29 protein-coding genes, 1 tRNA gene and 1 pseudogene are annotated in these 26,150 nt (G+C 67.4%); 15 read left to right on the top strand and 16 right to left on the bottom strand.

The window, feature by feature from the left end; all coding sequences use genetic code 11:
* Positions 1-292: 292 nt before the first annotated feature.
* The 4 genes from WDU99_RS15005 (at position 293) to WDU99_RS14990 (ending at position 3,784) form a co-directional block, all read left to right on the top strand.
* A complete protein-coding gene (locus WDU99_RS15005; RefSeq protein ID WP_337333269.1) occupies positions 293-1,423 on the top strand; it encodes an aminotransferase class V-fold PLP-dependent enzyme in 1,131 nt (376 codons plus the stop codon).
* A gap of 74 nt (positions 1,424-1,497) precedes the next feature.
* Positions 1,498-2,343, top strand: a complete 846-nt coding sequence (locus tag WDU99_RS15000; RefSeq protein ID WP_337333268.1) for a universal stress protein — start codon at positions 1,498-1,500, stop codon at positions 2,341-2,343.
* 27 nt (positions 2,344-2,370) lie between these two features.
* On the top strand, positions 2,371-3,303 hold the full coding sequence (locus tag WDU99_RS14995; RefSeq protein WP_337333267.1) for a helix-turn-helix transcriptional regulator: 933 nt from the start codon (positions 2,371-2,373) through the stop codon (positions 3,301-3,303).
* Positions 3,304-3,421: 118 nt separating this feature from the next.
* Positions 3,422-3,784: a DUF7882 family protein gene (locus WDU99_RS14990; RefSeq protein ID WP_337333266.1), complete on the top strand. Its 363-nt coding sequence runs from the start codon at positions 3,422-3,424 to the stop codon at positions 3,782-3,784.
* 8 nt (positions 3,785-3,792) lie between these two features.
* On the opposite strand, the gene WDU99_RS14985 is transcribed toward WDU99_RS14990, so the two are convergent.
* Complete coding sequence (locus tag WDU99_RS14985; RefSeq protein ID WP_337333265.1) at positions 3,793-4,245, bottom strand: iron chaperone; 453 nt, start codon at positions 4,243-4,245, stop codon at positions 3,793-3,795.
* 100 nt (positions 4,246-4,345) lie between these two features.
* Between WDU99_RS14985 and WDU99_RS14980 the strand changes: the two genes are divergently transcribed.
* Positions 4,346-4,774, top strand: a complete 429-nt coding sequence (locus tag WDU99_RS14980; RefSeq protein WP_337333264.1) for an NUDIX hydrolase — start codon at positions 4,346-4,348, stop codon at positions 4,772-4,774.
* Positions 4,775-4,811: 37 nt separating this feature from the next.
* Positions 4,812-5,999 carry an amidohydrolase family protein gene (locus WDU99_RS14975; RefSeq protein WP_337333263.1) on the top strand — a complete coding sequence of 396 codons (1,188 nt, stop codon included), beginning with the start codon at positions 4,812-4,814 and terminating at the stop codon, positions 5,997-5,999.
* Positions 6,000-6,007: 8 nt separating this feature from the next.
* On the opposite strand, the gene WDU99_RS14970 is transcribed toward WDU99_RS14975, so the two are convergent.
* The gene (locus tag WDU99_RS14970; RefSeq protein ID WP_420064019.1) at positions 6,008-6,475 is read right to left on the bottom strand and encodes an aminoacyl-tRNA deacylase; all 468 of its coding nucleotides are present in this window, start codon (positions 6,473-6,475) and stop codon (positions 6,008-6,010) included.
* Positions 6,476-6,519: 44 nt separating this feature from the next.
* Positions 6,520-7,017: a DNA helicase gene (locus WDU99_RS14965; protein ID WP_337333271.1), complete on the bottom strand. Its 498-nt coding sequence runs from the start codon at positions 7,015-7,017 to the stop codon at positions 6,520-6,522.
* A 139-nt stretch (positions 7,018-7,156) separates the two neighbouring features.
* On the opposite strand from WDU99_RS14965, the gene WDU99_RS14960 reads away from it, so the two are divergent.
* Positions 7,157-7,714 (top strand): peptidylprolyl isomerase, encoded by a 558-nt coding sequence (locus tag WDU99_RS14960; RefSeq protein WP_337333262.1) that lies wholly within the window; start codon positions 7,157-7,159, stop codon positions 7,712-7,714.
* Positions 7,715-7,735: 21 nt separating this feature from the next.
* Positions 7,736-8,623: a rhomboid family intramembrane serine protease gene (locus WDU99_RS14955; protein WP_337333261.1), complete on the top strand. Its 888-nt coding sequence runs from the start codon at positions 7,736-7,738 to the stop codon at positions 8,621-8,623.
* A gap of 151 nt (positions 8,624-8,774) precedes the next feature.
* Here WDU99_RS14955 and WDU99_RS14950 read toward each other — a convergent pair whose 3' ends face one another.
* Positions 8,775-9,014: a cell division protein CrgA gene (locus WDU99_RS14950; protein WP_337333260.1), complete on the bottom strand. Its 240-nt coding sequence runs from the start codon at positions 9,012-9,014 to the stop codon at positions 8,775-8,777.
* A 36-nt stretch (positions 9,015-9,050) separates the two neighbouring features.
* Here WDU99_RS14950 and WDU99_RS14945 point away from each other — a divergent pair, with 36 nt between their 5' ends.
* Genes WDU99_RS14945 through WDU99_RS14935 form a run of 3 tightly spaced genes read left to right on the top strand, consistent with a single transcriptional unit; the run spans position 9,051 to position 10,629 of the window.
* Positions 9,051-9,866: a class E sortase gene (locus tag WDU99_RS14945; RefSeq protein WP_337333259.1), complete on the top strand. Its 816-nt coding sequence runs from the start codon at positions 9,051-9,053 to the stop codon at positions 9,864-9,866.
* Positions 9,866-10,021 (top strand): hypothetical protein, encoded by a 156-nt coding sequence (locus WDU99_RS14940; protein WP_337333258.1) that lies wholly within the window; start codon positions 9,866-9,868, stop codon positions 10,019-10,021. The genes WDU99_RS14945 and WDU99_RS14940 overlap by 1 nt, the downstream gene beginning before the upstream one ends.
* Positions 10,018-10,629 carry an anthranilate synthase component II gene (locus WDU99_RS14935; RefSeq protein ID WP_337333257.1) on the top strand — a complete coding sequence of 204 codons (612 nt, stop codon included), beginning with the start codon at positions 10,018-10,020 and terminating at the stop codon, positions 10,627-10,629. Before WDU99_RS14940 ends, WDU99_RS14935 begins: the two co-directional genes overlap by 4 nt.
* On the opposite strand, the gene pknB is transcribed toward WDU99_RS14935, so the two are convergent.
* Genes pknB through WDU99_RS14900 form a run of 7 tightly spaced genes read right to left on the bottom strand, consistent with a single transcriptional unit; the run spans position 10,608 to position 19,453 of the window.
* Positions 10,608-12,314, bottom strand: coding sequence for a Stk1 family PASTA domain-containing Ser/Thr kinase (pknB, locus tag WDU99_RS14930; RefSeq protein WP_337333256.1), 1,707 nt, complete (start codon positions 12,312-12,314; stop codon positions 10,608-10,610). The two genes, WDU99_RS14935 and pknB, sit on opposite strands and share 22 nt — an antisense overlap.
* Positions 12,315-12,353: 39 nt before the next feature.
* Positions 12,354-14,120, bottom strand: a complete 1,767-nt coding sequence (locus WDU99_RS14925; RefSeq protein ID WP_337333255.1) for a serine/threonine-protein kinase — start codon at positions 14,118-14,120, stop codon at positions 12,354-12,356.
* Complete coding sequence (locus WDU99_RS14920) at positions 14,117-15,574, bottom strand: peptidoglycan D,D-transpeptidase FtsI family protein (RefSeq protein ID WP_337333254.1); 1,458 nt, start codon at positions 15,572-15,574, stop codon at positions 14,117-14,119. The genes WDU99_RS14925 and WDU99_RS14920 overlap by 4 nt, the downstream gene beginning before the upstream one ends.
* 2 nt (positions 15,575-15,576) lie before the next feature.
* Positions 15,577-16,929 (bottom strand): FtsW/RodA/SpoVE family cell cycle protein, encoded by a 1,353-nt coding sequence (locus WDU99_RS14915; protein WP_337333270.1) that lies wholly within the window; start codon positions 16,927-16,929, stop codon positions 15,577-15,579.
* Between the two features lie 26 nt (positions 16,930-16,955).
* A complete protein-coding gene (locus WDU99_RS14910; protein ID WP_337333253.1) occupies positions 16,956-18,263 on the bottom strand; it encodes a PP2C family protein-serine/threonine phosphatase in 1,308 nt (435 codons plus the stop codon).
* Between the two features lie 15 nt (positions 18,264-18,278).
* Positions 18,279-18,773: an FHA domain-containing protein FhaB/FipA gene (locus WDU99_RS14905; RefSeq protein WP_337333252.1), complete on the bottom strand. Its 495-nt coding sequence runs from the start codon at positions 18,771-18,773 to the stop codon at positions 18,279-18,281.
* Complete coding sequence (locus tag WDU99_RS14900) at positions 18,770-19,453, bottom strand: DUF3662 and FHA domain-containing protein (RefSeq protein WP_337333251.1); 684 nt, start codon at positions 19,451-19,453, stop codon at positions 18,770-18,772. Before WDU99_RS14900 ends, WDU99_RS14905 begins: the two co-directional genes overlap by 4 nt.
* A 264-nt stretch (positions 19,454-19,717) precedes the next feature.
* Here WDU99_RS14900 and WDU99_RS14895 point away from each other — a divergent pair.
* A tRNA-Leu gene (locus WDU99_RS14895) sits at positions 19,718-19,804 on the top strand.
* 155 nt (positions 19,805-19,959) lie between these two features.
* Here the strand turns inward: WDU99_RS14895 and WDU99_RS14890 are convergent.
* The gene (locus tag WDU99_RS14890) at positions 19,960-20,169 is read right to left on the bottom strand and encodes a hypothetical protein (protein WP_337333250.1); all 210 of its coding nucleotides are present in this window, start codon (positions 20,167-20,169) and stop codon (positions 19,960-19,962) included.
* A 286-nt stretch (positions 20,170-20,455) separates the two neighbouring features.
* Positions 20,456-20,785: a helix-turn-helix domain-containing protein gene (locus tag WDU99_RS17300; protein WP_420064017.1), complete on the bottom strand. Its 330-nt coding sequence runs from the start codon at positions 20,783-20,785 to the stop codon at positions 20,456-20,458.
* A gap of 161 nt (positions 20,786-20,946) precedes the next feature.
* Between WDU99_RS17300 and WDU99_RS17295 the strand changes: the two genes are divergently transcribed.
* Positions 20,947-21,135 (top strand): PepSY domain-containing protein, encoded by a 189-nt coding sequence (locus tag WDU99_RS17295; RefSeq protein ID WP_420064018.1) that lies wholly within the window; start codon positions 20,947-20,949, stop codon positions 21,133-21,135.
* A 102-nt stretch (positions 21,136-21,237) separates the two neighbouring features.
* Here the strand turns inward: WDU99_RS17295 and WDU99_RS14885 are convergent, their stop codons facing one another.
* Positions 21,238-22,509, bottom strand: coding sequence for an IS110 family RNA-guided transposase (locus WDU99_RS14885; RefSeq protein WP_337333249.1), 1,272 nt, complete (start codon positions 22,507-22,509; stop codon positions 21,238-21,240).
* Between the two features lie 320 nt (positions 22,510-22,829).
* Here WDU99_RS14885 and WDU99_RS17290 point away from each other — a divergent pair.
* A pseudogene (locus tag WDU99_RS17290) lies at positions 22,830-23,243 on the top strand (IS110 family transposase); the annotation flags it as partial.
* 73 nt (positions 23,244-23,316) lie between these two features.
* Positions 23,317-23,871, top strand: a complete 555-nt coding sequence (locus tag WDU99_RS14880) for an IS110 family transposase (RefSeq protein WP_337333248.1) — start codon at positions 23,317-23,319, stop codon at positions 23,869-23,871.
* A gap of 203 nt (positions 23,872-24,074) precedes the next feature.
* Here WDU99_RS14880 and WDU99_RS14875 read toward each other — a convergent pair whose 3' ends face one another.
* Positions 24,075-24,788: a hypothetical protein gene (locus WDU99_RS14875; protein ID WP_337333247.1), complete on the bottom strand. Its 714-nt coding sequence runs from the start codon at positions 24,786-24,788 to the stop codon at positions 24,075-24,077.
* Positions 24,789-25,346: 558 nt separating this feature from the next.
* Positions 25,347-26,150 (bottom strand): hypothetical protein, encoded by an 804-nt coding sequence (locus WDU99_RS14870; protein WP_337333246.1) that lies wholly within the window; start codon positions 26,148-26,150, stop codon positions 25,347-25,349.

The raw sequence follows: 26,150 nt of genomic DNA, 5'->3' as shown, positions 1-26,150 counted from the left end.
TTTATTCGTTGCTTTGTCCTGGCGGATTGACTCCCAGTATTCATCTGTCCCACAAGGGTTTGCCGAAGGTTGGCACGGATGGGTGCGGTACGGAGGGAGAAGCACAGCGTTACATCTCATTGGGCTGTTGCTGTGCGGAATTCTGATTAGGTCGCTCCGCGCCAGCCGTGCGCTGGCCGGGTCAGTCGACCACGCAGACTCCGCGGAAGCTTGATCGCGTGCATCGAAGATCGTCAGCCGCGTGACCGCAGAAGTGCTATTCGCTTCTCGACATCGGTGCAAAGGTGGAGCTATGACTCTCCCCCACGCTGACATCGACCCCGACGGACTGCTCGAGTACTCGGTCGTCTTCACCGACCGCTCTCTGAACCACATGTCGGCGAAGTTCATCGGCGTCATGCAGCAGACGTTCGAGATCCTCTGTGAGGTGTACGGTGCCGACGGCGCGGCGCTGGTCAACGGCGGCGGCAGTTACGCCATGGAGTCGGTCGCCCGGCATCTGGCCAGCGGCAAGCGCGCGCTGATCGTGCGCAACGGCCTGTTCTCGTACCGCTGGTCGCAGATCCTCGAGACCGGTGACATCGCGAGCGACGTGACGGTCTGCCAGGCCCGCCCCGACACCGACGACGCACAAGCCGCGTGGAGCCCTGCGCCGATCGATGAGGTGGTCGCGGCCATCCGCGCCCGCCGACCCGAGGTGGTCTTCGCCCCGCACCTCGAGACGGCCGCGGGCATCCAGCTTCCCGACGACTACATCCGCTCGCTCTCGGACGCCGTGCACGGGGTCGGCGGGGTGCTCGTGCTCGACTGCATCGCCTCGGGTGCGATGTGGGTCGACATGCAGATGCTGGGTGTCGACGTACTGCTCAGTGCGCCGCAGAAGGGCTGGAGCGGCAGCCCCGGCGTCGGCTACGTGATGCTCAGCGAGCGGGGCCGCGCGGCAGTGGCATCCGGCGCCCCCACCAGCTTCGCTCTCGACCTCGGCCGCTGGCTCGCCATCTCGGATGCCTACCGTGAGGGCACCGCGGGCTACCACGCCACGATGCCCACCGACACGATCGCGCACAATCTCGCCCTGATGATCGAGACGCGCGAACGCGGCTTCGGCGCGCTGCGCACCGCGCAGATCGAGCTCGGCACGCGGGCGCGCCGGCTGCTCGCCGAGCACGGGATGCCCTCGGTGGCAGCATCCGACTTCGCCGCTCCCAGCGTCGTCGTCGTGCACACCACTGACCCCGAGCTGCGATCCGGCGCGGGATTCAAGACCCAGGGCCTGCAGATCGCCGCCGGTGTCCCGTTGCACTGCGATGAGCCCGACACCTTCTCGACGTTCCGCCTGGGACTGTTCGGCCTCGACAAGCTCGGCGACGTCGACGGCACGGTGGCACGCCTCGAGGCTGCCCTGCAGCGGATGCGAGGCTGATTTCACGGCCCGGAAACACCCCATGACCAGGGCGGGATCACTAGAGTGGGAAGCCCCCGCAGATGGAGCCGGAAATGTCTGAGAAGATCGTCGTCGGTGTCACGGAGTCCGCGGTCAGCCACCGCGCCGTGGATTGGGCCGCAGCTCGCGCCACTGCCCGCAGGCAGTCGCTCGAGCTGATCAGCGTCGTCGGCGGTGCTGTCGGCAGCGTCGGTGAGGGCACCGTGCTGGCGGCGGCCAAGGCCGCCACCGAGGAGATGCTGCGCGCTGAGGCCGACCGTGTCGCCTCGGATGCCCTGACCGTGCACACAACGGTGGCGACCGGTGACCCCGTCACGGTGCTCTCCGACGCTTCGAAGGATGCTGCGCTGCTGGTCATCGGCAGCGACTACCGCGGCCCCGGCGAGGGACCGGCGCGCGGATCGCACGGAATCCGCATCGCCGCGGCATCGGCCTGCCCTGTCGTGGTGGTGCCCGACTTCGAACTCACCGATGACCGCAGCGGCGTGCTCGTCGCCGTCGACGGCTCACCGGTCTCGGAGGCCGCCATCGCGTTCGCCGCGTCTGAGGCCGACCGGCTCGGTGAGCCTCTCACCGCGCTGATCGTGTGGACACCGATCGCGGTGCCCCGCAACGCACTGATGGTGATGCCGCAGGACTACCGCACAGGCATGGAGGACGCGGCCCGCGAAGCGCTCGCCCTCTCGATCGCGGGCCTGCGCAGCCAGTATCCCGGGATCGAGATCGAAGAGGCCGTCGCCGAGGGCTTCCCCTCGGCCGTCATCAACGAACTCGCCGAAAGCGCCCGCCTCACGGTGGTCGGCAGCCGCGGCCACGGGGCGGTGCGCCGCTTCCTGCTCGGCTCGATCAGCCACGAGGTGCTGCAGCGGCTCGCGACGGTGACGGCGGTCGTGCGCTGACCCGCCCGCCTGGGAAAGAGGGCCGGGATGGCTGATGTCGTTCGCATGGACTCCGACGACGTCGAGGACGTCGAGGAGATCTGGCAGCGCTTCGTGCCGTCGGCGGAACTGCGGCGCATCGATCCGACCCGGTTCGCGTTCCACTGGCGTTCGGCCACCCTCGCCGATGTCGCGATCATCCGATACACGCTGTCGGCGGGCGTCCACTCGTGCATCCGTCCCGAAGACCAGCTCTTCGCCTGCCGGGTGGTCAGCCGCGACGGCTGGGTGCGCACCAGACAGAAGCTGATCGCCCCCGGTATGCCGTGGGCCACCGACGGGGCTCAGGTGGAGGCGCAGTGGGACGACACCGCTGAGGTCAGCGCCCTCGCATTCGACCGGGTCCGTGCTCAGGAGCTCGCCCGGCTGATCACCGGCGACGACCTGCTGTCACTGCGTCTGACCGGTCTCGAGCCACGCAACCCCGCCGCCGCGCGTTACTGGGTGCGCGCGTTCGAATACCTGCTGCCGGCGGGCATGGCGACGGACGACGATGAGATCCTCGAGGCGGGTCTCGCGCGTCACGCGCTGGTGACGACGCTCAGCTGCTTCGCATCGACGTACCTGGACGCCATCTCGCGTGTGCGCGACGGCGCCGCCGTGCAGACCGTGCGCCGCGCGGTGACGTTCATCGACGACAACGCGAACCGGCCCATCACCATCGACGATGTGGCCGCCGCCGCGCACATCTCCACCCGCGGCCTGCAGTACGCGTTCCGGCGCAGCCTCGAGACGACCCCGACCGAATACCTGCGCCGTGTGCGACTGGACGGCGCGCACCGCGATCTGCGCATCGGGGCATCCCGAGACACCGTCGCGATCATCGCCAGGCGGTGGGGGTTCGGCAACGCGTCGCGGTTCGCCGCGCTCTACCGCGAGACGTACGGGCGCACTCCCCGCGAAACCCTCGTCGGCGAGTGAGGGATCGGATGCCCGGCGCGAGCGCCTCGGCATCCCGCAGGCGAACAGTGATTGCGCGCCGTGTACAGACGGCCATCGCGCACAGTCGGATCCCATCGGTCATCCATATGGTGAGCACATGGGATTCATCTTCTACGGCACGACGCCTGAACCGATCGAGATCGACGATCGCACGCTCGCGCACCTCAAGGTCGTCATCGCCACGAAGCTGCGCCGCAACGAGAGCTTCACTTTGTCATGGCGCCACCCCGACAGCGGGACGCCCGGACGCTCCACCCTGTGGCTGCATCCTTCGATCCCGCTGCGCTTCACCTTCGACGAGCCGAACGCACCGGTGCTCAGTCAGCACTGGCTCAAGGAACTGGCAGCCTCGGCGAACACCAGCGGGGGCATCCTGCTCACCGAAGAGCACATCGATCCCGTCGAAGACACGTCGGCGGACGACGACACGGCCGCCGCGTCACAGAGCGTTCCGGTCTGACGGATCCGTCAGGCTGTCGCGCGCCGCACCAGATCGGCGAAGAACTCCAGATCGGCCTTCTCGAGTCGGGTGACCGCGTATGAGGTCGGCCAGATGTTGCCGTCGTCGAGTGTTGCCGGTGTCTCGAACCCGAATGTGCCGTAGCGCACCTTGAACTTCGACGCCGGCTGGAAGAAGCACAGCACCTTGCCGTCCTTCGCCCACGCGGGCATGCCGTAATACGTTCGCGGCACCAGCTGCGGAGCCGTCTGCGAGACGAGTTCATGCAGCGCCTCGGCGATGACCCGGTCGTCATCGGGCAGTTCGGCGACCTTCGCCAGCAGCTCCTGCTCGCCCTCCCTGCGCGCTTCCTCGGGGTCCTTCTTCTTGCGCGAGCGGGCCGTGCGGGTCTCCTTCGCACGGTCCTTCATCGCCTGGCGCTCTTCATCGGTGAAGTTCTGGTTCTGGTCGGTGCGGTCCATGCTGCGGTTCCCTTCCGGTTGCGGTGATGCCAGCCTAGATTCGGCTCGACATCAGCGCTTCTTCATTCCTGACCGGATCATGAGGGCTAAGGTGAAGCGCATGGATCTGCGGGTTGCGGCATACGGTGTCGTCACCGATGACGACGATCGGATCCTGCTTGCCCGCTGGGTCGAGGGGCGTCGTGTCGCCTGGACCATGCCGGGCGGCGGCCTGGAGGAGGGCGAGGACCCCGAGCTCGCCGTACGCCGCGAGCTGCGCGAAGAGACCGGGTTCCATATCGAGACCACCGAGCTCCTCGGCATCCACTCCCGCGTCATCCCGGCGTCGCGTCGCGTGCGGCGTGACGAGAACCACACGCCACTGCACACCCTGCGCATCGTCTACCGGGCGCAGGTCACCGGCGGCGAGCTGCGCTTCGAGCGCAACGGATCGACCGATATGGCCGCCTGGTTCACTCTCGACCAGATCGGCAAGCTGCAGCGGGTGAAACTGGTCGACATAGCCCTGAGGATGGCCGGCATCCTCTGAGCCGGCGATGCCACTCGCCGGCGGCCAAGATGGAGGGATGCACGCAACGCTCTCACCCATCACCGCCGTTCGCAATGTCCGCCCGTGGGGCGGACGGCTCAGCGATATCTCGATAGACGGTGCGACGATCACCGGCGTCACCCCCGCCGCAGGCGCTCCGCTCGGTGCGGGAGAGATCGATGGCCGAGGGATGCTCGCGCTGCCCGGTCTGGTCAACACGCACGCGCACGTCGACAAGTCGTGGTGGGGAAAGCCGTGGCAGTCTTACGGTGGCGAGCCGGGCACCGATGGTCGCATCCGCCATGAGCGCGCCCGGCGCGATGAGCTGGGAATACCGAGTGCGCAGACGACCGCGCGGGTGCTGGCAGAGTTCGTCCGCCACGGCACGACGGCGATCCGCACGCACGTCGATGTCGATCTCGGTGTGGGATTGCGAGGCATCGAGGCGGTGCACGAGGCCTTCGCCGCATACGAGGGCGCGCTCGCCCATGAGATCGTCGCCTTTCCGCAGGACGGCGTGCTGCGCCGTCCCGGCGTGCAGCAGCTGCTCTCGGATGCCGTTCGCGCAGGAGCGCAGCACATCGGCGGTCTCGACCCTGCGGGGATCGACAGGGATCCGGTCGGTCAGATCGATGCGATCTTCGACATCGCAGAGCACAGCGGCTGCGGCATCGACATCCACCTGCACGACGGAGGCTCACTCGGCGCGTTCCAGTTCGACCTGATCATCGAACGCACGCGTCGGCGTGGACTCGACGGGCGCGTGAACATCGCGCACGGCTTCGCGATCGTCGATGTCGACGCTGCGCGCCGCCGGGATCTCCTGCAGGCGATGGCCGAGCTCGGGATCACCATGACGACCGTGGCTCCGATGCGGATGCCGCAGCTGGACCTGCACGAGTTCGCCGCCGCCGGCGTGCGCTACGGCTTCGGCACCGATGGCATCCGCGACCTGTGGAGTCCCTACGGAACCGGTGATCTGATGGGCATCGCCTGGCAGTACGCCAGGGCGGGCGGCGTGGTGCGAGACGAAGACCTCCGCCGGGTGGTCGAGCCGGCGACGTCGCTGGCTGCGCCGTTCGCGGGCGTGGAGCGCAACGACCTCTCGGTGGGCTCGCGTGCGGATGTCGTGGTTGTCGACGCTGAGAATCCGATGGATGCCCTGGTGCGCATCCTGCCGCGCGAGTCGGTCATCGGCGGCGGTCGGCTGCTGTTCTCCCGCTGATCGACCGACTACTCCGGCACGGAGATGTCGGCTACCGTCGCATCGTAGGCGCGGATCAGCGCATCTGCGTCGACGAAGAGACTGTACCCGTGCGTGCCTGCGCCCATGGCCACCCGGCGACCGACGATCGTCTCGTCGACATAGACCGGCCAGTCGGTCGTGCTGCCGATCGGCACGATCGTGCCTCGCTCGTAACCGGTCGCCGCAAGCGCCAGCTCGGGCTCGGGCAACCGCAGCTTGTTCACGCCCACGAGGGCGCGCAGCTTGGGCCACGAGATGGATCGCCCACCGGGCACCAGCGCGAACAGGTACTCGGGCTGGTCTCCCGAGCCGTTCGCCGAGCGTTTGACGACGAGGGTCTTCACGATGTCGGACGGCTGCAGTCCGAGCAGCTCGGCCGCCTCATGAAGACTGCGTGCCTGTGGCCGCTCGCGGATCTCGATGTCGAGCCCGCGCGCGGCTGCCGCCGAGCGCACGCGCTCGTGCGCTTCGGCCGAACCGGCGCTGGAAGCCGTGCCGCTCACACGTTGGGGGGAGACAGCGGGTCGTCGGCGACCCACAGCTCGTCGTCGGCACGCAGCGCCTGCCAGGCCGCCACCACGACGCCGATGGCGGCAGCGGCGCCGAGCACGAGGGCGATGACCGCTCCGACGCCCATGCCCTTCGAGGGGGCCGGCCCCGGGCGGCGGGCGATCGCGATGCCCTGGCGCTTCTGGTTGGCGACGTCCCAGGCCGACAGCGCGGTGCCGACGACACCACCGACGATCGGAACGACGCGCTCGTCGACGACCTTCTTGCCGACCTTGACGCCGCGGTTGACCGTCGGAGCGACGTGGCGCTCGTAGGAGTCCTGCACGGCAGGCACGACCTGCTCCCGGTTGAAGTTGCCGAGCTGGCGACCGGCCTCACGGGCGATGTCTGCGGCATGCCCGACAAGGACCTGCTGCGACTCCCAGAGTCGGCCGGCGTCGTTCTGCAGCTGGCGGAGTTCCTTCTTGCGCTTGCGGCTGAGGTTCACGTTGCTCTCCCGTCGGTCGGAGTCCGTTCCAGCCATCATCTAACCAGACCAGACTGAGTGACAGCAGGGTCTGGCGCGGATGCGCTGTAGGCGTAAGAATACGCGGCCCGCACAAAGTGTGCTCTGCGAGAATGGTGGCATGGCTCACCCTTCACACGTCGCAACACTGCACACCAACCACGGTGACATCGTCATCAACCTGTTCGGCGATCACGCACCGAACACGGTCGCGAACTTCGTCGGCCTCGCCGACGGCTCCAAGGACTGGACCGACCCGGCCACCGGCAAGCCCGGCGAGGGTCCGCTGTACAAGGACGTCATCTTCCACCGCATCATCCCGAACTTCATGATCCAGGGCGGCGACCCGCTCGGTCAGGGTGTCGGCGGACCCGGCTACAACTTCGACGATGAGATCAACATGGAGCTCAACTTCAACGAGCCCTACATCCTCGCGATGGCCAACGCGGGGCTCCGCCGCAACGCCATCACCGGCAAGGCCGAGGGCACCAACGGCTCGCAGTTCTTCATCACCACCGACCCGACGCCGTGGCTGCAGGGCAAGCACACCATCTTCGGCGAGGTCGCCGATGACGCCTCCAAGGCCGTCGTCGACGCGATCGCATCCGTTCCGACCGCCGCCGGCGACCGTCCGGTCGAGCCGGTCGTGCTGCAGTCCGTCGACATCGTCGCCAACTGACGACCGCGCTGGCCGATCCGGATGACGAACCCAGACCTCACGCGCAACCGCGAGAACTTCTGCTACCGGCATCCGGATCGGCAGAGCTTCGTGCTCTGCCAGCGCTGCATGCGCACGATCTGCCCCGAGTGCCAGACGCAGGCCCCCGTCGGGGTCATCTGCCCCGAGTGCATGAAGGCCGAGATGAAGGCGCGCACGCCCGCGCAGCGTCGCGCGCAGCGCCGCTGGGGTGGTTCGATCGCCGCCGACGGCCGGCCGATCGTCACCTACATCATCATCGCGCTCACCGCCGCGGTCAGTCTGCTGCAGCTGGTGCCGGGCATTGGCGGGTACATCACGAGCGCACTGCGGTTCGCGCCCGCCTACCTCTACCCCGACCTCTCGGGCGCTCCATTCGAACCGTGGCGCACGCTCACGGTGCTGCTGGTGCATGGCGGGTTCATCCATCTCGGCCTGAACATGCTCGCCCTGTGGATGCTGGGCAGGTCGCTCGAGCCGATGCTGGGGCGCTGGCGCTTTCTCGCCCTGTACCTGATCAGCGGCTTCGGCGGCTCGGTCGCCGCCGCCTGCCTGGCGCCGAACACCGCCACGGTCGGGGCCTCGGGTGCGGTGTTCGGCTTGATGGCGGCCCTGCTGATCGTGGGCCGTCACATCGGGGCGAACGTCACGGGCATCCTGGTGGTGCTCGGCATCAACTTCGTCTTCGGCTTCGTCGTCGGCGGCATCTCGTGGCAGGCGCACCTCGGCGGTGCGATCGTCGGCGCCGCCGTCGCATACATCTTCACCCGCACCCGACGGCGCACGCAGCGCACGGCGCAGATCAGCCTTCTGGTCGCCCTCGTGCTCGTGCTGATCGCCGTCATCGCCTTCGTGCCCCCGGCGCTGGTCCGCGCCGGCGTCTTCTTCTGATCACCGTTGTTCCGGAGTTATCCACAGATCTCTCCACAGGTGGGGAGAATTACACGGGTGTTATTCACAGCCCCCGGCAAGAACGACGAAGCCCCCTCACCGAGGTGAGAGGGCGTCGTGGCGGCCGCAGTGGCCGGAAGTCGGATGCTGGTCAGCGCCAGCGTGTGGTCATGAGGAAGCCGATCAGCGCGATGCCGAGGCCGATACCGAGGTTCCAGGCGTCGAGGCCGGGGATGGGGTACCTCGACCCGGAGATGTAGTACACCAGGATCCAGGCGAGCCCGAGCAGCATGAAGCCGACCATGACGGGCTTGAACCAGACGGCGTTGGGGGCCTCGTCGCTGCCCTCGGGGCGGTCGACGGGTTCTTCGGGTACGCGGGATCGTGCCATGTGAGTCAGTCTAGCCGGGGTGAATAGACTTTCCCTATGCACGAGCACGGGTCTTCGCGACGTTCTCGCCGTCCGGCGCCGAAGCGGCGATCGCGCGCGACCTTCACCAGTGTGCTCGGCGAGCTGATGCTGACCGCCGGAGTGCTGGTGCTGCTGTTCGCCTCATGGCAGATGTGGATCGGCGACATCATCATCGGCGCTGAGAACAACGCCAAGGGTGACGAGCTCTCGCAGCAGTGGGCCTCATCCCCCGCGCCTGAACCACCGCCGGTCGTGCAGCAGGAGGGCGAGACGGTGTACGAGCCGCCCGTGCTGCCGCATCCCGCCGATGCCGAGATCTTCGCGAACATGCAGATTCCCCGCTTCGGCGACGACTACAACGTGAACATCGCCGGCGGCACCAGCCGCGCCCGCACTCTCGACAAGATCGGCATCGGGCTGTACGAGCAATCCAAGATGCCCGGTGAGGTCGGCAACTTCTCGCTCGCGGGTCACCGCACCACCTGGGGCAAGCCGTTCAACCAGGTCGACAAGCTCAAGCTGAACGACGCGATCGTCGTCGAGACGCCCGAGGGCTGGTACACATACCGGTTCCGCACGCTCGAGTACGTGCCGCCCACCGCGGTGGACGTGCTGCTGGATGTGCCGCAGATGCCCGAACTCGACACCGACGAGCGCTACATCACCCTGACCGCGTGCTCGCCGCTGTACTCCCTGGCCGAGCGCATCGTCGCATACGGCGTGTTCGAGTCGTTCCAGCCGCGCGCCGAAGGACCGCCCGCATCGCTGGCATCCGTCGACGTCGCCACGCCATCTGCCGACGCCGGCACCCTCTCGGAAGGAGTCCGCTGATGTACGCCGCCCTGTGGCGCCTGCTGCCCGGCCCGTGGTGGGTGCGCCTGTTCATCCTCCTCGTGCTCGTCGCCGCGGTGCTGTACGCCCTGTTCTTCTACGTCTTCCCGTGGATCAGCCCGTACATCCTGCCCGCAGAGGTCGACCTGGAATGACCGGGCGCGTGCTGGTCGTCGACAACCACGACAGCTTCGTGCACACCCTGATCGGCTATCTGAGCGAGCTCGACGCCGACATCACCATGATCGAGGCCGATGCGGACGGCGTCGACTGGCCCGCGCTGTTCGCGCGGCACGACGCCGTGATGATCTCGCCCGGTCCCGGCGCGCCCGCCGACGCCGGATCGTCGATCGAGATCGTGCGGCTGGCCGCAGAACGGCGGATGCCCCTGCTGGGCGTCTGTCTCGGGCATCAGGCGATCGGCGAGGCCTTCGGCGGCACCGTTGCCAGGGCGCCCGAGCTCATGCACGGCATGGTCTCGCAGGTGACGCATGACGGGTCTGCCCTGTTCACGGGCATCCGATCGCCGTTCCCGGCCGGACGCTACCACTCGCTCGCCCTGGTCGAGGACGACCTGCCCACCGAGCTGCGCATCACCGCGCGTGCCGAGCACGGCACGGTGATGGCGATCGCGCACACGCGCCTGCCGATCGTCGGCGTGCAGTTCCACCCCGAGAGCGTGCTCACCGAGGGCGGGTATCGGATGCTGCAGAACTGGCTGTCATCCGTGCGCGCGGCGGATCACTCCCCTGCGACGCAGTGACGCAGCTCGACCGTCGAGTGCACCGGCACCTCGCCCGGTGCCTCCGACATCGAGATGACCGCACCGGGCACCTGCCCCTCGGAGCACGTGCCCAGCTCGACCGGCTCGGCGGTCAGTCCGAGCTTCTCGAGCTGTTTGGTGGCGGCCTCCAGCGACCAGCCCGTCATGTCCTCGATCGTCACGCGGCCGTTCGCGATCACCAGGTCCACGACCGTGCCCGGCGGGACGTCGGTGTCGGCGGCCACACTGGCGCTGAGCACGATGCCCGCACCGGCATCGGGGTCGTTCTGCGGGCGCACGGTGCCCAGCTCGAGCCCCGCATCGGTCAGCGCTTTCGTCGCGGCATCCTGCGAGAGTCCCTCCACGACGGGCATCGCCACCGTCTCGGCACCGCTGGAGACGTACACGATCACGGTCGTGCCCTCGTCCACCTTCTCGCCGGTGGCCGGCTGTGAGCGGATCACATGGCCTTCGTCGTAGTCGGCACTGGCCTCGTCGCGAAGGTCGGCGATCAGCCCGTCCTCGACCAGCCTGGCCTCGGCGTCCTCCGAGGTCATGTTCACCAGGTTCGGCACGGTGACCGTCGTCGACGGCACCTCGGCCGGCGTGCTGGCCAGACTGATCACCCAGAACAGCACCGAGAACAGCAGCACCGCGAGCAGCGCGACGCCCGCCCAGATCCACGCCACGGGCGGGCCGGACTGCGTGCGGGTCATCGTGTTGTCGGTGCTCAGCTGGCGCAGCGAGCGCGCCGTCTCCTGCGCCTGACGCGGGTTGGGGCCGTACAGCTCGCTGGTCAGCGCGCCGATGTCCTTCTTGGTCGGCGTGTACCCGGCGGACACCTCCTTCAGCGCGGTGCGGAACGAACCGGCATCCGGGAAGCGCTGGTAGGGGTCCTTCGCAAGAGCGCGCAGCACGATGGCATCCAGCGACCGGGGCAGCGCTTCGTTGAGCTCGCTCGGCGGTTCGGGCGTCTCGCTGACGTGCTGGTACGCGACGGCGACCGGCGAATCGCCGCGAAACGGCTGGCGACCGGTCAGCAGCTCGTAGAGCACCACGCCGGCGGAGTACAGGTCGGTGCGGGCATCGACCGACTCGCCCTTGGCCTGCTCGGGCGAGAAGTACGCGGCCGTGCCGATGATCTGCGTGGTCTCGGCGACCGTCGACGACGAGTCCGACACCGCGCGGGCGATGCCGAAGTCCATCACCTTCACCATGCCGCTGTCGGTGATCATCACGTTGCCCGGCTTGATGTCGCGGTGCACGACGCCCGCCCGGTGCGAGTAGTCGAGGGCCTCGAGGATGCCGTCGGTGTAGCGGATGGCATCGGCCACCGGCACCGGGCCCTTGGCGATGACGTCCTTCAGGAGTGTGCCGTGCACGAGCTCCATGACGATGTAGGGCTCGGCGTAGCCGCCCGTCGCCGGCTCCGAGCCGGTCGAGGGGTCACCGGCGTCGTAGACCCGCACGATCGACGGATGCGACATGCGCGACGCCGCCTGCGCCTCAAGGCGGAAGCGGGTGCGGAAGGCCGTGTCGCGGGCGAGTTCGGGATCGAGGATCTTGATCGCGACATCGCGTCCGAGGGTCAGGTCGTAGCCACGGTGAACCTTCGCCATGCCGCCCTGGCCGATGACCTCGTCCACTCGGTAGCGGCCCGCGATGATGCGCGGCTCTGTCGACACAGATGACCCTCTCTCGGTGCGGGGAGAACTGCTACAAGATTACCCGCCGAGCGGAGGAACGACCTCTCCGGCACCCTCTTCGGGCGCGTCCTCGTCCGGCGTGGCGGTCGTGATCTGCTCCTCCATCTGCGGAGAGCGGGGCGACGGGCGGTCACCGCCGCAGTACGCGACGTAGCTGGCCGTGACCGTAGCGCCGGCGGCACCGTTGATCGTGATCTGAGCCGTCCGCGTGTTCTGGTCGAAGTTCTGCTCGGTGGCCGTGCCGCCGGCGAACACCGCGTTGGTCAGCTTGACGGCGTACGACGAGAGCGAGGGAACACCCGACGGGCACTCGAAGTTCGTCCAGTTCAGGGTCACGGTCGCGCCTTCGACCGGGTCGCCACTGATCGTCGGCGCCGAGTTGGGCGCGGGGATCTCCACCGGCGCGGCGAAGGTGGTGAGCGTGATCGTGGTGCCCTCGGGCACGTTGCCGGTATTGCTGACGCTCTGCACCTGGTTCTGCTGATCGGCAGACGGGGCCGGCGTGTCGCCGGCGACGCACTCGCCCTCGAGATTGTTCTCCTCGAGCACGGCGACCGCGTCGGGGCACGGCATGCCGACGAGGTTCAGGCCGCCGACGTTGACGGTCACCGTCGTGGGTGTGTCATCGGGGGTCGGCGTGTCATCGGGCGTCTCGGACTGCGTGGTCGTGGTCTCGGTCGGCGGTGCCTTCTGATCACCCGGGTTGCCCAGCAGGGCCCACAGTGTGCCGCCCAGCACGATCACCAGCAGCACGATCAGCGCGATCAGCGGCCACGTCCACGGGCTGCGCTTCTTCTTCGCCGGCTCGTCGCCCTCGCCCTCGGCGGCCTCGGTCGGCAGCTGCGCGGTCGTGGGCATGACCCGCGTCGAGTCGTCGGCACCGGTGAGAACGCGTGTGGCGTCGTCAAGGGCCGCCGCGCCGGCGACCGCGGCGATGGCGGGCACGGCGATCGCCGCGGAATTCAGGTCGCCGCGGCGCAGCGCCTGGGCCGCGCGGGCCACGGTCGCCGCCGACGACGGGCGGTCGGCGGGCTTCTTGGCGATCATCGCCATGACCAGGTTCTGCACCGGCTGCGGAACGGTCTGCGGCAGCGGTGGAGGCTGCTCGTTGATCTGCGCCATCGCGATGGCCACCTGCGATTCGCCCGTGAACGGACGCTTGCCGGCGAGGCTCTCATAGGCGACGATGCCCAGCGAGTAGATATCGGTCGCCGGGGATGCCGGGTGGCCCGAGGCCTGCTCGGGCGACAGGTACTGCACGGTGCCCATCACCTGCCCGGTGGCGGTCAGCGGCACCTGGTCGGCGATGCGGGCGATGCCGAAGTCGGTGATCTTCACGCGGCCGTCGGGGGTGATCAGCAGGTTGCCGGGCTTGATGTCGCGGTGCACCAGACCCGCCGCGTGCGCGGCCTGCAGGGCCGAGGCCGTCTGCGCGACGACGTCGAGCGTCTTGTCGGCGCTGAGAGCACCGTCGCGCTCGAGGACTGTCGAGAGGGCCTCTCCTGGCACCAGCTCCATGACGAGGTAGGCCGAGCCGTTCTCCTCGCCGTAGTCGAACACGCTGGCGATGCCCTCGTGGTTGACCAGTGCAGCGTGGCGGGCCTCGGCGCGGAAGCGCTCGAGGAACCCGGGGTCGCCCATGTACTCGTCCTTGAGGATCTTGATGGCGACGACACGTCCGATGACGTGGTCGGTCGCCTCCCACACCTCGCCCATGCCGCCGATCGCGATCCGCGACTGCAGCTCGTAGCGTCCTCCGAACGACACACCCTGCGTCGGCCTCATCTGCCCAGCACCGCCTCTATGACCTTCTTCGCAATCGGGGCCGCAAGCTCGTTGCCGGTTCCCGATTGACCCTTTCCACCGCCGTCTTCGACGACGACCGCCACCGCGATCTGCGGATCATCCGCAGGCGCGAAACCCGTGAACCACAGCGTGTACGGCTCGTCTTCGCCGTTCTGCGCTGTGCCTGTCTTTCCGGCGACATCGACGCCGTCTATTCTTGCACCCGTCGCGGCCCCTGATTCGACGCCTTCGACCATCACAGCCGTCAGCGCCGCCGCATCGTCGGCGTCGAGCACCTGGTCGAAGGCCTCATCGGTGAACTGCTGGTGCACCGCGAAGTCGTCGCCGATGACAGCATCCGCCATTCGCGGCGTCATGACAGCACCGTCGTTGGCGACCCCGGCCGACACCATCGCCATCTGCAGCGGCGTCGCTGTGACCTGCCCCTGACCGAATCCGGTGAGCGCGGTCTCGGGGGCGTTCAGGTCGCTCGGGTAACTCGACGCGGTCGCCTTCAGCGGGATCTCGAACTCGGTGTTGAAGCCGAACTTCTCGGCGGTCTCGCGGATCTGCTCGTCGCCGAGCTCGACCGCCAGCTGTGCCATCGGGATGTTGCAGCTCAACTTGAGCGCGTCGGCGATCGTTGCCGTCGCGCCGGGGCCGCATGTGCCTCCCCACGCATTGGATATCTGAACATCCGTGCCCGGCAGCGTGTAGCGCGCAGGGTTCGGCAGCGTCGATTCCATGGTCCAGTCACCGGATGCCAGTGCCGCAGCGACCACGACGACCTTGAACGTCGAACCCGGAGGATTCATCTTGCCGGCGATCGCCCGGTTGTACAGCGGCTTGGTCGGATCCGCCGCCAGGCGGTCGTGCTCGGCGTTGACCGCGTCGGAGTCGTGCGAGGCGAGCGCGTTGGTGTCGTAGCCGGGGGTTGATGCCATCGCGAGCACCCGCCCGGTCTTCGGCTCGATCGCGACCACGGCGCCCTGCAGGCCCTGCAGGGCCTCGTAGGCGGCGCGCTGGGCTGCGGCATCCAGCGTCAGCTCCACGCTCAGGCCCTGCTGGGGCTGCCCCGACAGGATGCGCTCGATCTCGCTGAAGAACCGGTTTGATCCGGTACCCGACAGGTCGGCGTTGAAGGCCAGCTCGATACCCGTCGCCGACTGCAGCACGGGGTTGAAATAGCCCGTCACGGGCGCCCACATGGCGGCATCCGTGTACACCCGCTGGTACTGATAGCGATCCGGCGACGGCACCGACGATGCGACGGCCGCGCCGTCGACGATGATCGATCCGCGCTGGATCTGGAAGCTGTCGAGCCGGGTGCGGGTGTTCTCGGAGTTCTGGGCGAGGTTGTCGGCGTCGACGACCTGGATCCAGCTGGTGGCCAGGAACAGCGACAGGAACATCACCAGCACCACGAAGCTCAGACGGCGCAGTTCTTTGGTCATATCTAGCCGATCACCACCCTGGGCTGGCGGCGCACGCCGTCGCTGATGCGCAGCAGCAGCGCGACGATGAGCCAGTTGGCGACCAGCGACGAGCCGCCGGCGGCGAGGAACGGCGTGGTGAGGCCGGTCAGGGGAATCACTCGGGTCACGCCTCCGACCATGATGAACACCTGCAGTGCGATCGTGAACGACAGGCCGGTGGCCAGCAGCTTGCCGAAGTCGTCCTGTCCTGCCAGCCCGATGCGCAGACCGCGGCTGATGAACACCATGTACAGGCAGAGGATCGCGAACAGCCCGACGATGCCGAGCTCCTCACCGAGGCTGGGGATGATGTAGTCGCTGTGCGCGAGGGGGGTGATGTGCGGGCGTCCGCCACCCCACCCGGTGCCGATCAGACCGCCGTGCGCCAGACCGAAGATGCCCTCGACGAGCTGATAGCTGCCGCCGTCGGCCGCGATCACCTCGGGTTCGAATGCGTGCAGCCAGTTGGTGAAGCGGCCCTGCACGTACGAGAGCACGCGGGTGGCGAAGAACACGCCCACCGCGACTCCGGCGAGACCGATGAGCACCCAGCTGGTCTTGCCCGTGGCCACGTACAGCATCGCGATGAACATGCCGAAGATCAGCATCCCGGTGCCGAGGTCGCGCTGGGTGACGATGATCAGCAGCGAGATCAGCCACACCACCAGCACCGGGCCCAGTTCGCGCATGCGCGGCCAGGTGATGCCGAGCACCTTCTTGCCGACCGAGCTGAGGCTCTCGCGGGTGCGCACCAGGTATCCGGCGAAGAAGATCGCCAGGCAGATCTTGGCGAGCTCGCCGGGCTGGAACGAGAACAGGCTGCCGACCGAGACCCAGACGTCGGCGTTCGCGCCGGTGGCACCGAGGCCCGGGATGAACGGCAGGATCAGCAGCACGATACCCGCCAGGCCCGAGATGTACGTGAACCGGTACAGCACGCGGTAGTTGCGCAGCGCGATCACCAGGGCGATCGCGCCGGCGATCGAGATCGCCGTCCAGGCGAGCTGCTTGTTCGAGAACGCGTCCCAGCCGGTGTACTTCAGGGCGATGTCGATGCGGTAGATCATCGCGATGCCCAGGCCCGTGAGCACCGTGGCGATCGGAAGCACGAAGGGGTCGGCATCGGATGCCACGACGCGCAGCACCACGTGCAGTGCGAACACCAGCACGGCCAGGCCCCCGCCGATCACGAGGATCATCGGGTCGATCGTGCCCAGCGCGCCCAGCTGCACGAGCGTCAGGGCGGAGCCCGAGATCAGGCAGGCGAACAGCAGCAGCCAGAACTCCCGGTTGCGCTGCTTCTGCGGCATCCGGATCTTCTTCAGCGCACGCATCACGCTGGTGTCGGCACTCACGTCGGTCACGGCGTCGGCACCTCCGTCGGCGTCGGCGTGGGCGTGGGATCGAGGTCGGGCGACGGCGTCGACTCGGGCACGGGAGCCAGCACACTGGCCCGCAGACGATCGGTGATCGCGACCGCGTCGGAGAACGAGCGGGCGTTGATCGTGCGCTCCACCGATGCCCGCTGGTACGAGGGCAGGTCGGCGAGCAGGATCTCGGTGTCGTGCACCTCGGTCGAGAGTGCGATCGGACCGAGGTTCTGCTGCACGCCGCGGAAGATCACCACGCTGTCGTCGTCGGCACCCACGAAGTAGCGGGTCTGGGTCCAGTTGTAGGCGAGGATGCCGGCGCCGACGAGCGCGAGCACGGCGACGAGCATCGCCGCGAGCCACGCCGCGCGGCGGCGGCGGGCACGCCGGCGGTCTTCCTCGATGATCTCCTCGAAGTAGTCGGAGTCGGGCTCGAAGTGGCTGGGTTCGTTTGCGGCCTGGCGCACCGGGTGCAGCCAGCTGCTGATCGACGGACGCGCGGTCGGCACCGGCAGGTCGGACGGGTTCGATGCCGCGCCGACGATGGTCGGTGTGCCCGACGAGAGCGGGTGGGCGCCGCCGACGTCGACGAGCACGACGGTGACGTTGTCGGGTGCGCCGCCGTCGAGGGCCTGCTTCAGCAGATTGTCGGCAGTGCGCCCCGGGGGCAGACCGAGTGCCATCGCCTTGGCGACGTGCTCGTCGTCGACGACGCCGGAGAGGCCGTCCGAGCACAGCAGCCAGCGGTCGCCCGGGTACGTGGGCATGACGAACATGTCCAGGTCGGGGGCGATGTCCATGTCGCTGAGCACCCTCATCAGCACGGAGCGCCGCGGGTGATAACGCGCCTCTTCGACGGTGATGCGGCCCGAGTCGACCAGGCGCTGCACGAAGGTGTGGTCGGTGGTGATCTGGGTGAGCGCGTCGTCGCGGTAGAGGTAGATGCGCGAGTCGCCGATGTGGCCGATCACGGCGTAGTCGTCGACCATGACGACGGCACTGAGCGTCGTGCCCAGGCCCGCCAGCTCGGGGCGTTCCTTCGACGCCCGCACGAGGTCGCCGGCCGCGCTGGTCGCGGCGGCCTGCAGTGAGGCCTGGGCGTCGTCGGTGCTGGTGTAGGGCTGGTCGAGGCCCTCCATGCGGCCGATGGCGATGGTCGAGGCGACATCTCCCCCGGCGTGGCCGCCCATGCCGTCGGCGACGACGAACAGGTTGGCCCCCGAATAGCCGGAGTCCTGGTTGTTGGAGCGGACCTTCCCGGTGTGGGAGATCGCAGCGCTCGAGCCCTCGAAGACCATCGTGGCGTGCGGCCCTTATGCTCGCAGCTCGAAGGTGGTCGCGCCCACCTTGATCGGGGTGCCCGCCGCGACCTGCACCGGGGTGTCGCCGAGGCGATGGCCGGCCAGGAAGGTGCCGTTGGTCGAGCCGAGGTCCTGCAGGGTCCAGATGTCGCCGCGGCGCGTGAGCCGCGCATGATGGCTGGACGTGTAGTCGTCGCGGATGACCAGCCCGGACTCACTCGAGCGGCCGATCGACATCGAGTCGGCCGTGCCGAGGGGAACCTCGAGCCCGACCTTGGGGCCGGAGGTGATCACCAGGCGCGTGGGCGCCTTGGCTGCGGCGCCGCTGGGTCGGGGGGTGTGTGCCGGAGCGGATGCCACGGGCGCGGCGGCCGCCTCAGCGGCCGGCATCTTGCGCACCCGCACGCCGAACAGGTCGGCGCGCAGCGAGTAGACGACGCCGAACACGAAGAACCACAGCATCACCAGGAAGCCGACCCGCAGCAGCAGGAGCATTAGGTCACTCATGCACGGGCCTCCCTGTCCGTCACCGGGATGACCCGGAACGTCAACTCGGTGCGTCCGATCGTGAAGGTCGTATCGGGGGCCAGGCCCGCCTCGCGCACCTTCTGTCCGTCGACCTTGGTGCCGTTGGTGGAGCCGAGGTCGCGCAGCATCGCGCGTTCGCCGTCCCACAGGATCTCGGCGTGGCGGCGGCTCGATCCGGCATCCGAGATGGTGATGTCGGCGTCGGTGCCGCGGCCGATCACGGTGCGTGCGGTGGCGAGCGGATGCCGGCGGCCGTCGATCTCGACGACGCCCTGCCAGCTCACTCGGCTCTCGACCGATCGGGAGTTCACCCGCACCGTGCCGGTGGCGACCCGTTCGTCGGCCTCGATGGCGATGGTCAGCGGGCCGGCGAAGCTGTACCCCTGGGTGCGGGCGTGCTGGGTGAGCAGCGCGAAGAGCTCGTCGTGCAGGGCACGGCCCAGCGATCGCATCCGCTCGTCGTCGTCGGGACTGAGACGCACGAGGTAGTCGCTGGGGGTGATGATGCGGTCGCGGCTGACGACGGCCGCCTTCGTGTCGGCCTCGCGGCGCAGGGCGGAGGCGATCTCGACAGGCTGGATGCCGCTGCGGAAGGTCTTCGCGAACGCGCTGTTCACAGCGCGTTCCAGACCCTTCTCAAAGCTGTCGAGTAGTCCCACGGGGTTCCTTCGGGGTTCCTTTGGCATGCCGGACGGTTACGACATCGTATCCACCCGCCCTGAAAACGCGCCCCCGGTGTCACGAAGTGCGGGTCCGTTCGCGTCGATAAGCCATCTGTCGCGTGAGAAACCACGTGCCACGTGATGTCTCGAGCGGGAGGTGGCTTCTCACCAGATGCGGGCGAGCGGCGGACGGCCGGCGCGTGCAGAAGCGCGTCGAACCCGTGATATCTTTGGGAGGTTGGCTTCTGCGGAAGACGACATGCGCGAGTGGCGGAATAGGTAGACGCGCTGGCTTCAGGTGCCAGTGCCTGCAAGGGCGTGGGGGTTCAAGTCCCCCCTCGCGCACCAATTGTCCTGAGTCGCGACATCGTTTACGAACGAGTCGCGGCTCAGGACTTTTTCGTTGGCGGGGTGTTGACGTGTGACGGGGTGCTGGTGAGTCGGGTCATCGTTGGCGGTCGTGGTCAACCGCTCGGTTCCGCAGTTGGGGAGCTGGCAGGGTTTCATGAGCGTCCCCGTGTCGCCATGGATCGGTGTGATCGTCCGGCGCTGCACGTGTGCGTGTGCGATAGTTCCCGTCCCATCGCTCCGCGATACGGGTGGACGATGACGAGAGCCATGTGTCGGGTGACGCCGTAGTGGGCGGCGGCTTCGGTGTGGGTGAGGCCCTGGTCGGTGACGGCGCGGACGATGACGAGGTTCTTCGGTTTCACCCGTCAACGATGACCCGACTCACCGGTCAACGATCACACCCGCCGATCTGTCAACGATGACGCGACTCAGGTGTCAACGATCACGATCCGGATCCGCGCGATCAGCTGTCAACGATGTCGTGAATCTCAACACCCCCCTCGCGCACCAATGGTGTGTTTAGGAAACTAGACAGATCCGTTTACGATACCGGCCCGGTTCCATTTAGGAAACCGGGCCGGTTCGTATTTGCTGGCTGATCCGGGGCTCTCGTGCGCAGGGAGGCCTGCAGGCGCTCGCCGTAGCCGCCTAACCGTCGTGCCCGGCGTCCCGTAGCCGAGCCTTTGCCTCCAAATAGAAGCCCAGGTCCTCGTGAGTGACGCACAAGTCCGCGCTGGGCTGGCCGGCATGGGAGATGCTCTGCAGCCGGTCCAGGATCTCGCCACGACAGAGGATGGTGGAAACGAAACACCCAAGTGCGGCAGCGATTCCGAGGACTTCACTCAGGTGTGGCTCTGTCTCTCCTGACTCGATTCGACTCCATGCCGTGGCTGTCAGCGCGGAGCGTTCGGCTGCCTGTTGTTGCGTTAACCCGAGATCGCCACGCAGTCGCGCTATGCGGTCACCGAGCTCTGTCATGGGCCGATACCTCCTGTGGCAGTAACGGTCTCCTGCCTACATGCGCGGTCTCCCCAGCGCGCCGGTCCACGGTTGGACCGGTTCGGTCCGGCACGTCGGATTGCGCTGGGGGAGGCCGACGATGACAGCGACCGCAAGGAAGACGCCTTTCTACCGACGGACTGATAACAGCCGATGAGGCGATCACGGCGGCCGTTGCCGCAACCGACGGCACCCCGCGATCCTGGAAACTCGAGCGCGGTGACCCGGCACGGATTGTGTTCGAGGTGAGCGTCATCGCCTCTGGCGGCGATGATCGCGATGTCTATGTCGACGCGCAGAGCGGACAGACGGTCGAAGTGGATGATTGATCGCCGATTCCTCCTTTTGAGGGTTCGAGCTGCGGGTGCCGCAGCTCGAACCTTCAAGACCGTGTGCAAGCGCGACCCGCGCGATGGATGCTCCTATTGTTGTCAAGCGTTCAGTGGTGGGTTGATCTCGTTGAGAGCGATGGTGGCGAGGTGTTCGAGTTCGGGGTCGGCGCGGACGCCGATCTCGAGGCGGCGTAGTCGTTGATAGGGAACGTCGAGGGTCGCGGCGAGGACGCTGATCGGGATGCCGATCGCTTGTCGGCGGGCGCGGAGTTCGCGCCCGACCGGGTTGTCGGTGGCGGGGTTGAGCAGGGCGGCGTAGATCTCGTTTGCGATGTGTCGTTTGAGGCAGCGCATGATGTCGCGGTCGGTGAGTTGCTCCGCGCGGCGCCGCTCGAAGTAGGCCATCGTGCGGGGTTCACGGTGCCGCATGCGTAGCAGCACGACCCGGTGAAGGGCGGCGTTCGCGTGTCGGTTCCCGCCGCGGGAGAGCCGGTGCCGGGTGCGTTGGCCGGATGATGCGGGGATCGGGGCGACGCCTGCGAGAGCGGCGAAGCTTGCCCGGGTGCCCAGTCGCTCAGGATTGTCGCCGGCGGCGACCAGCAGCGTCGCGGCGGTGACCGGGCCGACGCCGCTCAGCGACAGCAGTGTGGGATTGACTTGGCGGACGAGCAGCTCCAGTTGCTGTTCGATGAGGTCGATCTCGGCTTGCATCGTGAGGTGGCGGACCGCGAACCGCCGTAGTGTCTGGCGGGCGACGATGTCTGGATCTGCGGACGCGATCGTTCCGGGACGGGTCTTGGCGAGCGTGTTCACCAGTCGCTGTCCGCTGAGCGCCCGGAACGCCTGCCGCACCATTTCCGGCGCGGTGATCAGCAGCGCGTGGATCTGGTTCATCACCTGCGCCCTGGCTTTGGCTGCGGAGCGGCGCTCGGCGAGGAGGATTCGCATCGACTCGACTGCCCCTTCACCGGACTTCGGGATCGCGGTGTCCGTTCCGGCCAGGACAGCGACGGCTGCCTGGTGGGCGTCGAGAGGGTCGGACTTACCTCGACGACGCCGGGCTTGTCGGTCCTGCCGTGCGACTTCGACGACGGTCAGCCCCGCGGCGTTGAGCGCGCGTGAAAGGCCAGCTCCGTAGGAGCCAGTGCCCTCGACACCGACGCGAACGACGTTGCCGTGTGCGTGGAGGAACGTGATGACCTGTGCGTAGCCGCGGCCGTCTGCGCGGAACTCACGGTCCGCGACAGGTCTGCCGACGAGATCCAGGATCGCGACGTGATGCGTGTTCTTGTGCGTGTCGACGCCGGCTACCAGTTCGGCCGCTGGTGACAGCGGGTTGGTGAGCGGCGGGTCGAGTGTCATGCTCGTCATTGACGGGATTCCCTTCCAACGGTGATGAACGTCACCGCGGGTCGGGTGAGTGCAGACAGCACAAAGGTGAGACGACTTACCGGTCAGGCTCCTGACTTGCTTTGATCGTCCCAGCACTCGGTTCCGACGGGGGCGTAGGGTGCGAGGGAGGTGGCCGACTGGGCTCTCACGCTCCTTGCCCACTCCGGTGTGGCTCTCTCATAGCGTGCCGGCCGGTCACCGCCCGCTGCGGCGTGGCTCGATAGAGGCGTGCATCGCTTCCTGAAACTCAGGTTGCCCGCCGTGGTATCCCACCATCTGGCAACCGAAGGAAGTGACTCATGACCGTGATCATCGGGATCGACCCTCACAAGAACTCGCATACCGCGACCGCGCTGGACGCTGGTCTGACCGAACTCGGCACGATCCGCCTCAGAGCAACCCGCGCGACGATCGACCAGCTGCTGGTCTGGGCCGCGCCGTGGGCTGACCGGCGCTGGGCGATCGAGGGCGCCCGCGGGCTCGGCCAACTGCTCGCCCAACGCCTCGTCGCCGCGGGAGAGAGCGTCGTCGACGTCCCCGCCACCCTGGCCGCGCGTGCCCGGCTGCTCGAGACCGGGCACGGCCGCAAGACCGACCACATCGACGCGCGCGGTGTCGCCATCGTCGCCGCGCAACGCCCCGACCTCGCGCCGGTCACCGCCGATGATCACACCCGCGTGTTGCGGCTGCTCGCGGACCGCCGGGACGAGTTGACCCGGGAGCGACGCCGCACCATGAACCGGCTGCACCGGCACCTGCGCGACCTGATCCCCGGCGGAGCCCCCCTTGCATCTGAGCGCGACCAAGGCCTCGACTCTGCTGGCCAAGGTCCGCCCCGGCAATGCGGTCGAGACCGAACGCAAGCAGGTCGCACGAGACCTTCTCGCCGACATTCGCCGTCTCGACAAGGCGATCGCCGAGAACCGTCGCCGCTGCGTGACCGCGGTGGCCGCGTCGGACACGACCCTGACCCAGCTCACCGGGATCAGCGACGTGCTGGCCGCGAAGATCCTGGGCCACGTGGGCGACGTCGGCCGGTTTCCCAGCGCCGATCACCTCGCCAGCTATGCCGGCACCGCGCCGATCGAAGCCTCCAGCGGCGACGTCGTCCGTCACCGCCTGTCGCGGCGCGGGAACCGGCAGCTCAACAACGCGATCCACCTCGCCGCGCACGTGCAGACCATCTTCCCCGGCCCAGGACGCGACTACTACCAGCGCCGCCTCGCGACCGGGAGTAGCCGCACAGAAGCGCTCCGCGCACTCAAGCGACAGCTCACCAAAGCCATCTACCGCACGCTCGTCGCAGATTCTGTCACCCATCCAGTCGCGGTGGCCGCTTGACATAGAGGCGCTATCAAGTCATGTGCCCGCCCGGCCCGCAGCGACCCCGGCGTCGACGGACAGATCCACAAAAAGACAGCCGCGAACGGCGTCCGTGTAATTTCGAGTCACGCCGGCGCCGGAGCCGAATCCATCATCTCTGAGGTAGTTCCGTAGCAAGGAGAGGGACGGTAAGGAAGCCCGGATCCTCACTGGGCGATTGATCAACGCAGGTGCTTTGCGGGGAACCCGCATGAGCTTGTCGCGCTCTCAGCGATCTTCTTGCCGACTCGTCCCTTGTGTTTGTCCGCGATGACGTCGCCGTCCGCGTCGTGGTCGGTGTTCCACAGCAGTTCCCCGTCGACGAGCACGTAGGTCTTGAAGACGCACTTCTCGTCGCTGCCGTGCTGGGCGAAGTCCCGGGTCCACCACCAGTCGGTCTCGCCGTCGCGTACGTAGTGATTCTCGCCATGGTGCAGGCACCTTGTCGGCTTGGCCACCGGCAGGATGGGGCGTCCCGGAAGTGCCTCCACTTCCGGGTAGCTCATTAGCCCCGGGCCCACACCCATGATGCGTGGCAGTTCATCCAGCAGCCACTGCAGTGCGGCGTCAGCGGATGTGCAGACCGCGCGGTGGAGGTCGCGATCACCGTTCCTGCGGGTGAAGGTGGAAACGATGTTCTCATCGACTGCGGATCCTAGGGCGATGAGCTCGTGGGGGTTGTTGCTGTTGATCTTCGCTGTGATCGTCCCGCGGTCCTTGACGGTCGTTACGTGAACTATCGGGTTGGCTCCCAGCATCAGTGCGAGTTGTTTGATCTGGTCGGAAAATCCCGGCTGCTCCTCAACCAGGTCTTCTGCGATGAGGATCTCGATGCGGCGGTTTCTGCGTGCGGGTACGAGTATGAGCCCGGGGATGCGTAGAAGACCGGTCAGCATGCTGCGCGATGAATGCACCCACGAGATGTTCAGCCATGCGTCTTCAGGCCGCCCGCTGTCGTGCTACGAGAGCACAGTTGAGGGGCCCTCGATGACGGGGGTGATGGATACAACGGAAAGAGCGGCTCCGGACGCCAATCACGGGAGCCGCTCCACCACCCATCAGACCTGTGGAGGCCAAGATAATGAGCGATAGCCAGCCTAACGACCGTGCTGCTGGCGCGAGCGCGATCACCGAAGTACTGCGGCGTAATGCTCGAGTCGCCCGACGAGATCAGGCTCGAGTCGTTCGGCTTCTCGCGGACGGGTACGGGTACGACTCGGCACGAATCAGCGAAGCGCTTGATGTCTCCGAGCGAGTGATTACTGCGCTCCTCGCTGCCGATGGTGCACAGCTGTGTGTTGAGTGCTGCTTCAGCATCCATCGAGCGTGTACGCGGGAGCTCACTTCCGGGCCGGCGGGCGGCATTGTTGCCTGTGAATGCGCTTGTGCCCATGCTGAGTGAGAGGGCGTTGCGCGAGCAGGGACACGGTATTCGCGATACCCGGAGAGTTTCGTCAGAGCCTCTCGGCCCATTCTTTGAACGCTCTTAGGCCTTGAAGCACGGTCGTGTTGTGCTCGCGTGCGACCCGAGATGCGTTGGCGAGGTGGGCCCAGTTCTTGTCGGGGACGACCACGTCGCAGTACGGCACCGCGAGCGCTAGCTCCATGATGTCGACACGGTCGTGCTGCCGGAACTCATAGTTCAGATTTCGATGAGCAGCGAAGAGCAGTTCGGCATAGACCTGCTGCACGGGCAGGGCGGTGACGAAGGCTACTCCGTCGATGGGGCCCGTGAACCAAGCCCGTAGCTCTTCTCCCGAGACAGCCGTCGGTCCAACCTGCTCGAAAACGTCCTGCAGGCGGGTGTCGATGAGCATGCGGTAGAGAAGCGAGGGATCGGAATCAATGAACGCCACCTTGCGGCGGAGAAAGTTCTGCGCATCGACCCATTCGTCGCCTTGACGATGAGTAGGGCGGTAGTCGATGCCCGGGATGTTGTAGGAGTCGTCCAGGCCGGCGAGATTGAACCATTCAAAGGCTTCGGAAGTCATCGTCTCCCCCTTCACCGGCCAGGCCTTCGGCATCTCTGTCGGTGCTCCCTCGGGCGTCTCCTTCGTGGCGATGGTCTCCACGAAACGAAACCTGCCGGATGGCGACCCAAACGCATGCTGCGCGCCGACACCCAGAACCCACTCTCGCTCAATCGTGGCTGCTGGTCCGCGGGCTCCCGCACGTCGACGTGCGATGAGGCGGCGAGTCTCCTCGATCACGACTTCATGCATGGCGCGGAGCGAGACATAGTCGGTGAGCTGCGCCAT

It is taken from the genome of Microbacterium bandirmense (assembly GCF_037204185.1).
Lineage (GTDB): Bacteria > Actinomycetota > Actinomycetes > Actinomycetales > Microbacteriaceae > Microbacterium > Microbacterium bandirmense.
This window is presented reverse-complemented; position numbering and strand designations above follow the sequence as displayed.

Bases quoted from the DNA above. Each gene is read 5' to 3' on its own strand.
- WDU99_RS14990 (WP_337333266.1), top strand. From the start codon at position 3,422: ATGGGATTCATCTTCTACGGCACGACGCCTGAACCGATCGAGATCGAC.
- WDU99_RS14885 (WP_337333249.1), bottom strand. From the start codon at position 22,509: ATGACGAGCATGACACTCGACCCGCCGCTCACCAACCCGCTGTCACCA.
- WDU99_RS14935 (WP_337333257.1), top strand. From the start codon at position 10,018: ATGACCGGGCGCGTGCTGGTCGTCGACAACCACGACAGCTTCGTGCAC.
- WDU99_RS15000 (WP_337333268.1), top strand. From the start codon at position 1,498: ATGTCTGAGAAGATCGTCGTCGGTGTCACGGAGTCCGCGGTCAGCCAC.
- WDU99_RS14905 (WP_337333252.1), bottom strand. From the start codon at position 18,773: ATGAGTGACCTAATGCTCCTGCTGCTGCGGGTCGGCTTCCTGGTGATG.
- WDU99_RS14915 (WP_337333270.1), bottom strand. From the start codon at position 16,929: ATGCGTGCGCTGAAGAAGATCCGGATGCCGCAGAAGCAGCGCAACCGG.
- WDU99_RS14950 (WP_337333260.1), bottom strand. From the start codon at position 9,014: ATGGCACGATCCCGCGTACCCGAAGAACCCGTCGACCGCCCCGAGGGC.
- WDU99_RS14995 (WP_337333267.1), top strand. From the start codon at position 2,371: ATGGCTGATGTCGTTCGCATGGACTCCGACGACGTCGAGGACGTCGAG.
- WDU99_RS14920 (WP_337333254.1), bottom strand. From the start codon at position 15,574: ATGACCAAAGAACTGCGCCGTCTGAGCTTCGTGGTGCTGGTGATGTTC.
- WDU99_RS14945 (WP_337333259.1), top strand. From the start codon at position 9,051: ATGCACGAGCACGGGTCTTCGCGACGTTCTCGCCGTCCGGCGCCGAAG.
- WDU99_RS14910 (WP_337333253.1), bottom strand. From the start codon at position 18,263: ATGGTCTTCGAGGGCTCGAGCGCTGCGATCTCCCACACCGGGAAGGTC.
- WDU99_RS14985 (WP_337333265.1), bottom strand. From the start codon at position 4,245: ATGGACCGCACCGACCAGAACCAGAACTTCACCGATGAAGAGCGCCAG.
- WDU99_RS17300 (WP_420064017.1), bottom strand. From the start codon at position 20,785: ATGACAGAGCTCGGTGACCGCATAGCGCGACTGCGTGGCGATCTCGGG.
- WDU99_RS14940 (WP_337333258.1), top strand. From the start codon at position 9,866: ATGTACGCCGCCCTGTGGCGCCTGCTGCCCGGCCCGTGGTGGGTGCGC.
- WDU99_RS14875 (WP_337333247.1), bottom strand. From the start codon at position 24,788: ATGCTGACCGGTCTTCTACGCATCCCCGGGCTCATACTCGTACCCGCA.
- WDU99_RS14955 (WP_337333261.1), top strand. From the start codon at position 7,736: ATGACGAACCCAGACCTCACGCGCAACCGCGAGAACTTCTGCTACCGG.
- WDU99_RS14975 (WP_337333263.1), top strand. From the start codon at position 4,812: ATGCACGCAACGCTCTCACCCATCACCGCCGTTCGCAATGTCCGCCCG.
- WDU99_RS15005 (WP_337333269.1), top strand. From the start codon at position 293: ATGACTCTCCCCCACGCTGACATCGACCCCGACGGACTGCTCGAGTAC.
- WDU99_RS14925 (WP_337333255.1), bottom strand. From the start codon at position 14,120: ATGAGGCCGACGCAGGGTGTGTCGTTCGGAGGACGCTACGAGCTGCAG.
- WDU99_RS14870 (WP_337333246.1), bottom strand. From the start codon at position 26,150: ATGGCGCAGCTCACCGACTATGTCTCGCTCCGCGCCATGCATGAAGTC.
- WDU99_RS14980 (WP_337333264.1), top strand. From the start codon at position 4,346: ATGGATCTGCGGGTTGCGGCATACGGTGTCGTCACCGATGACGACGAT.
- WDU99_RS14960 (WP_337333262.1), top strand. From the start codon at position 7,157: ATGGCTCACCCTTCACACGTCGCAACACTGCACACCAACCACGGTGAC.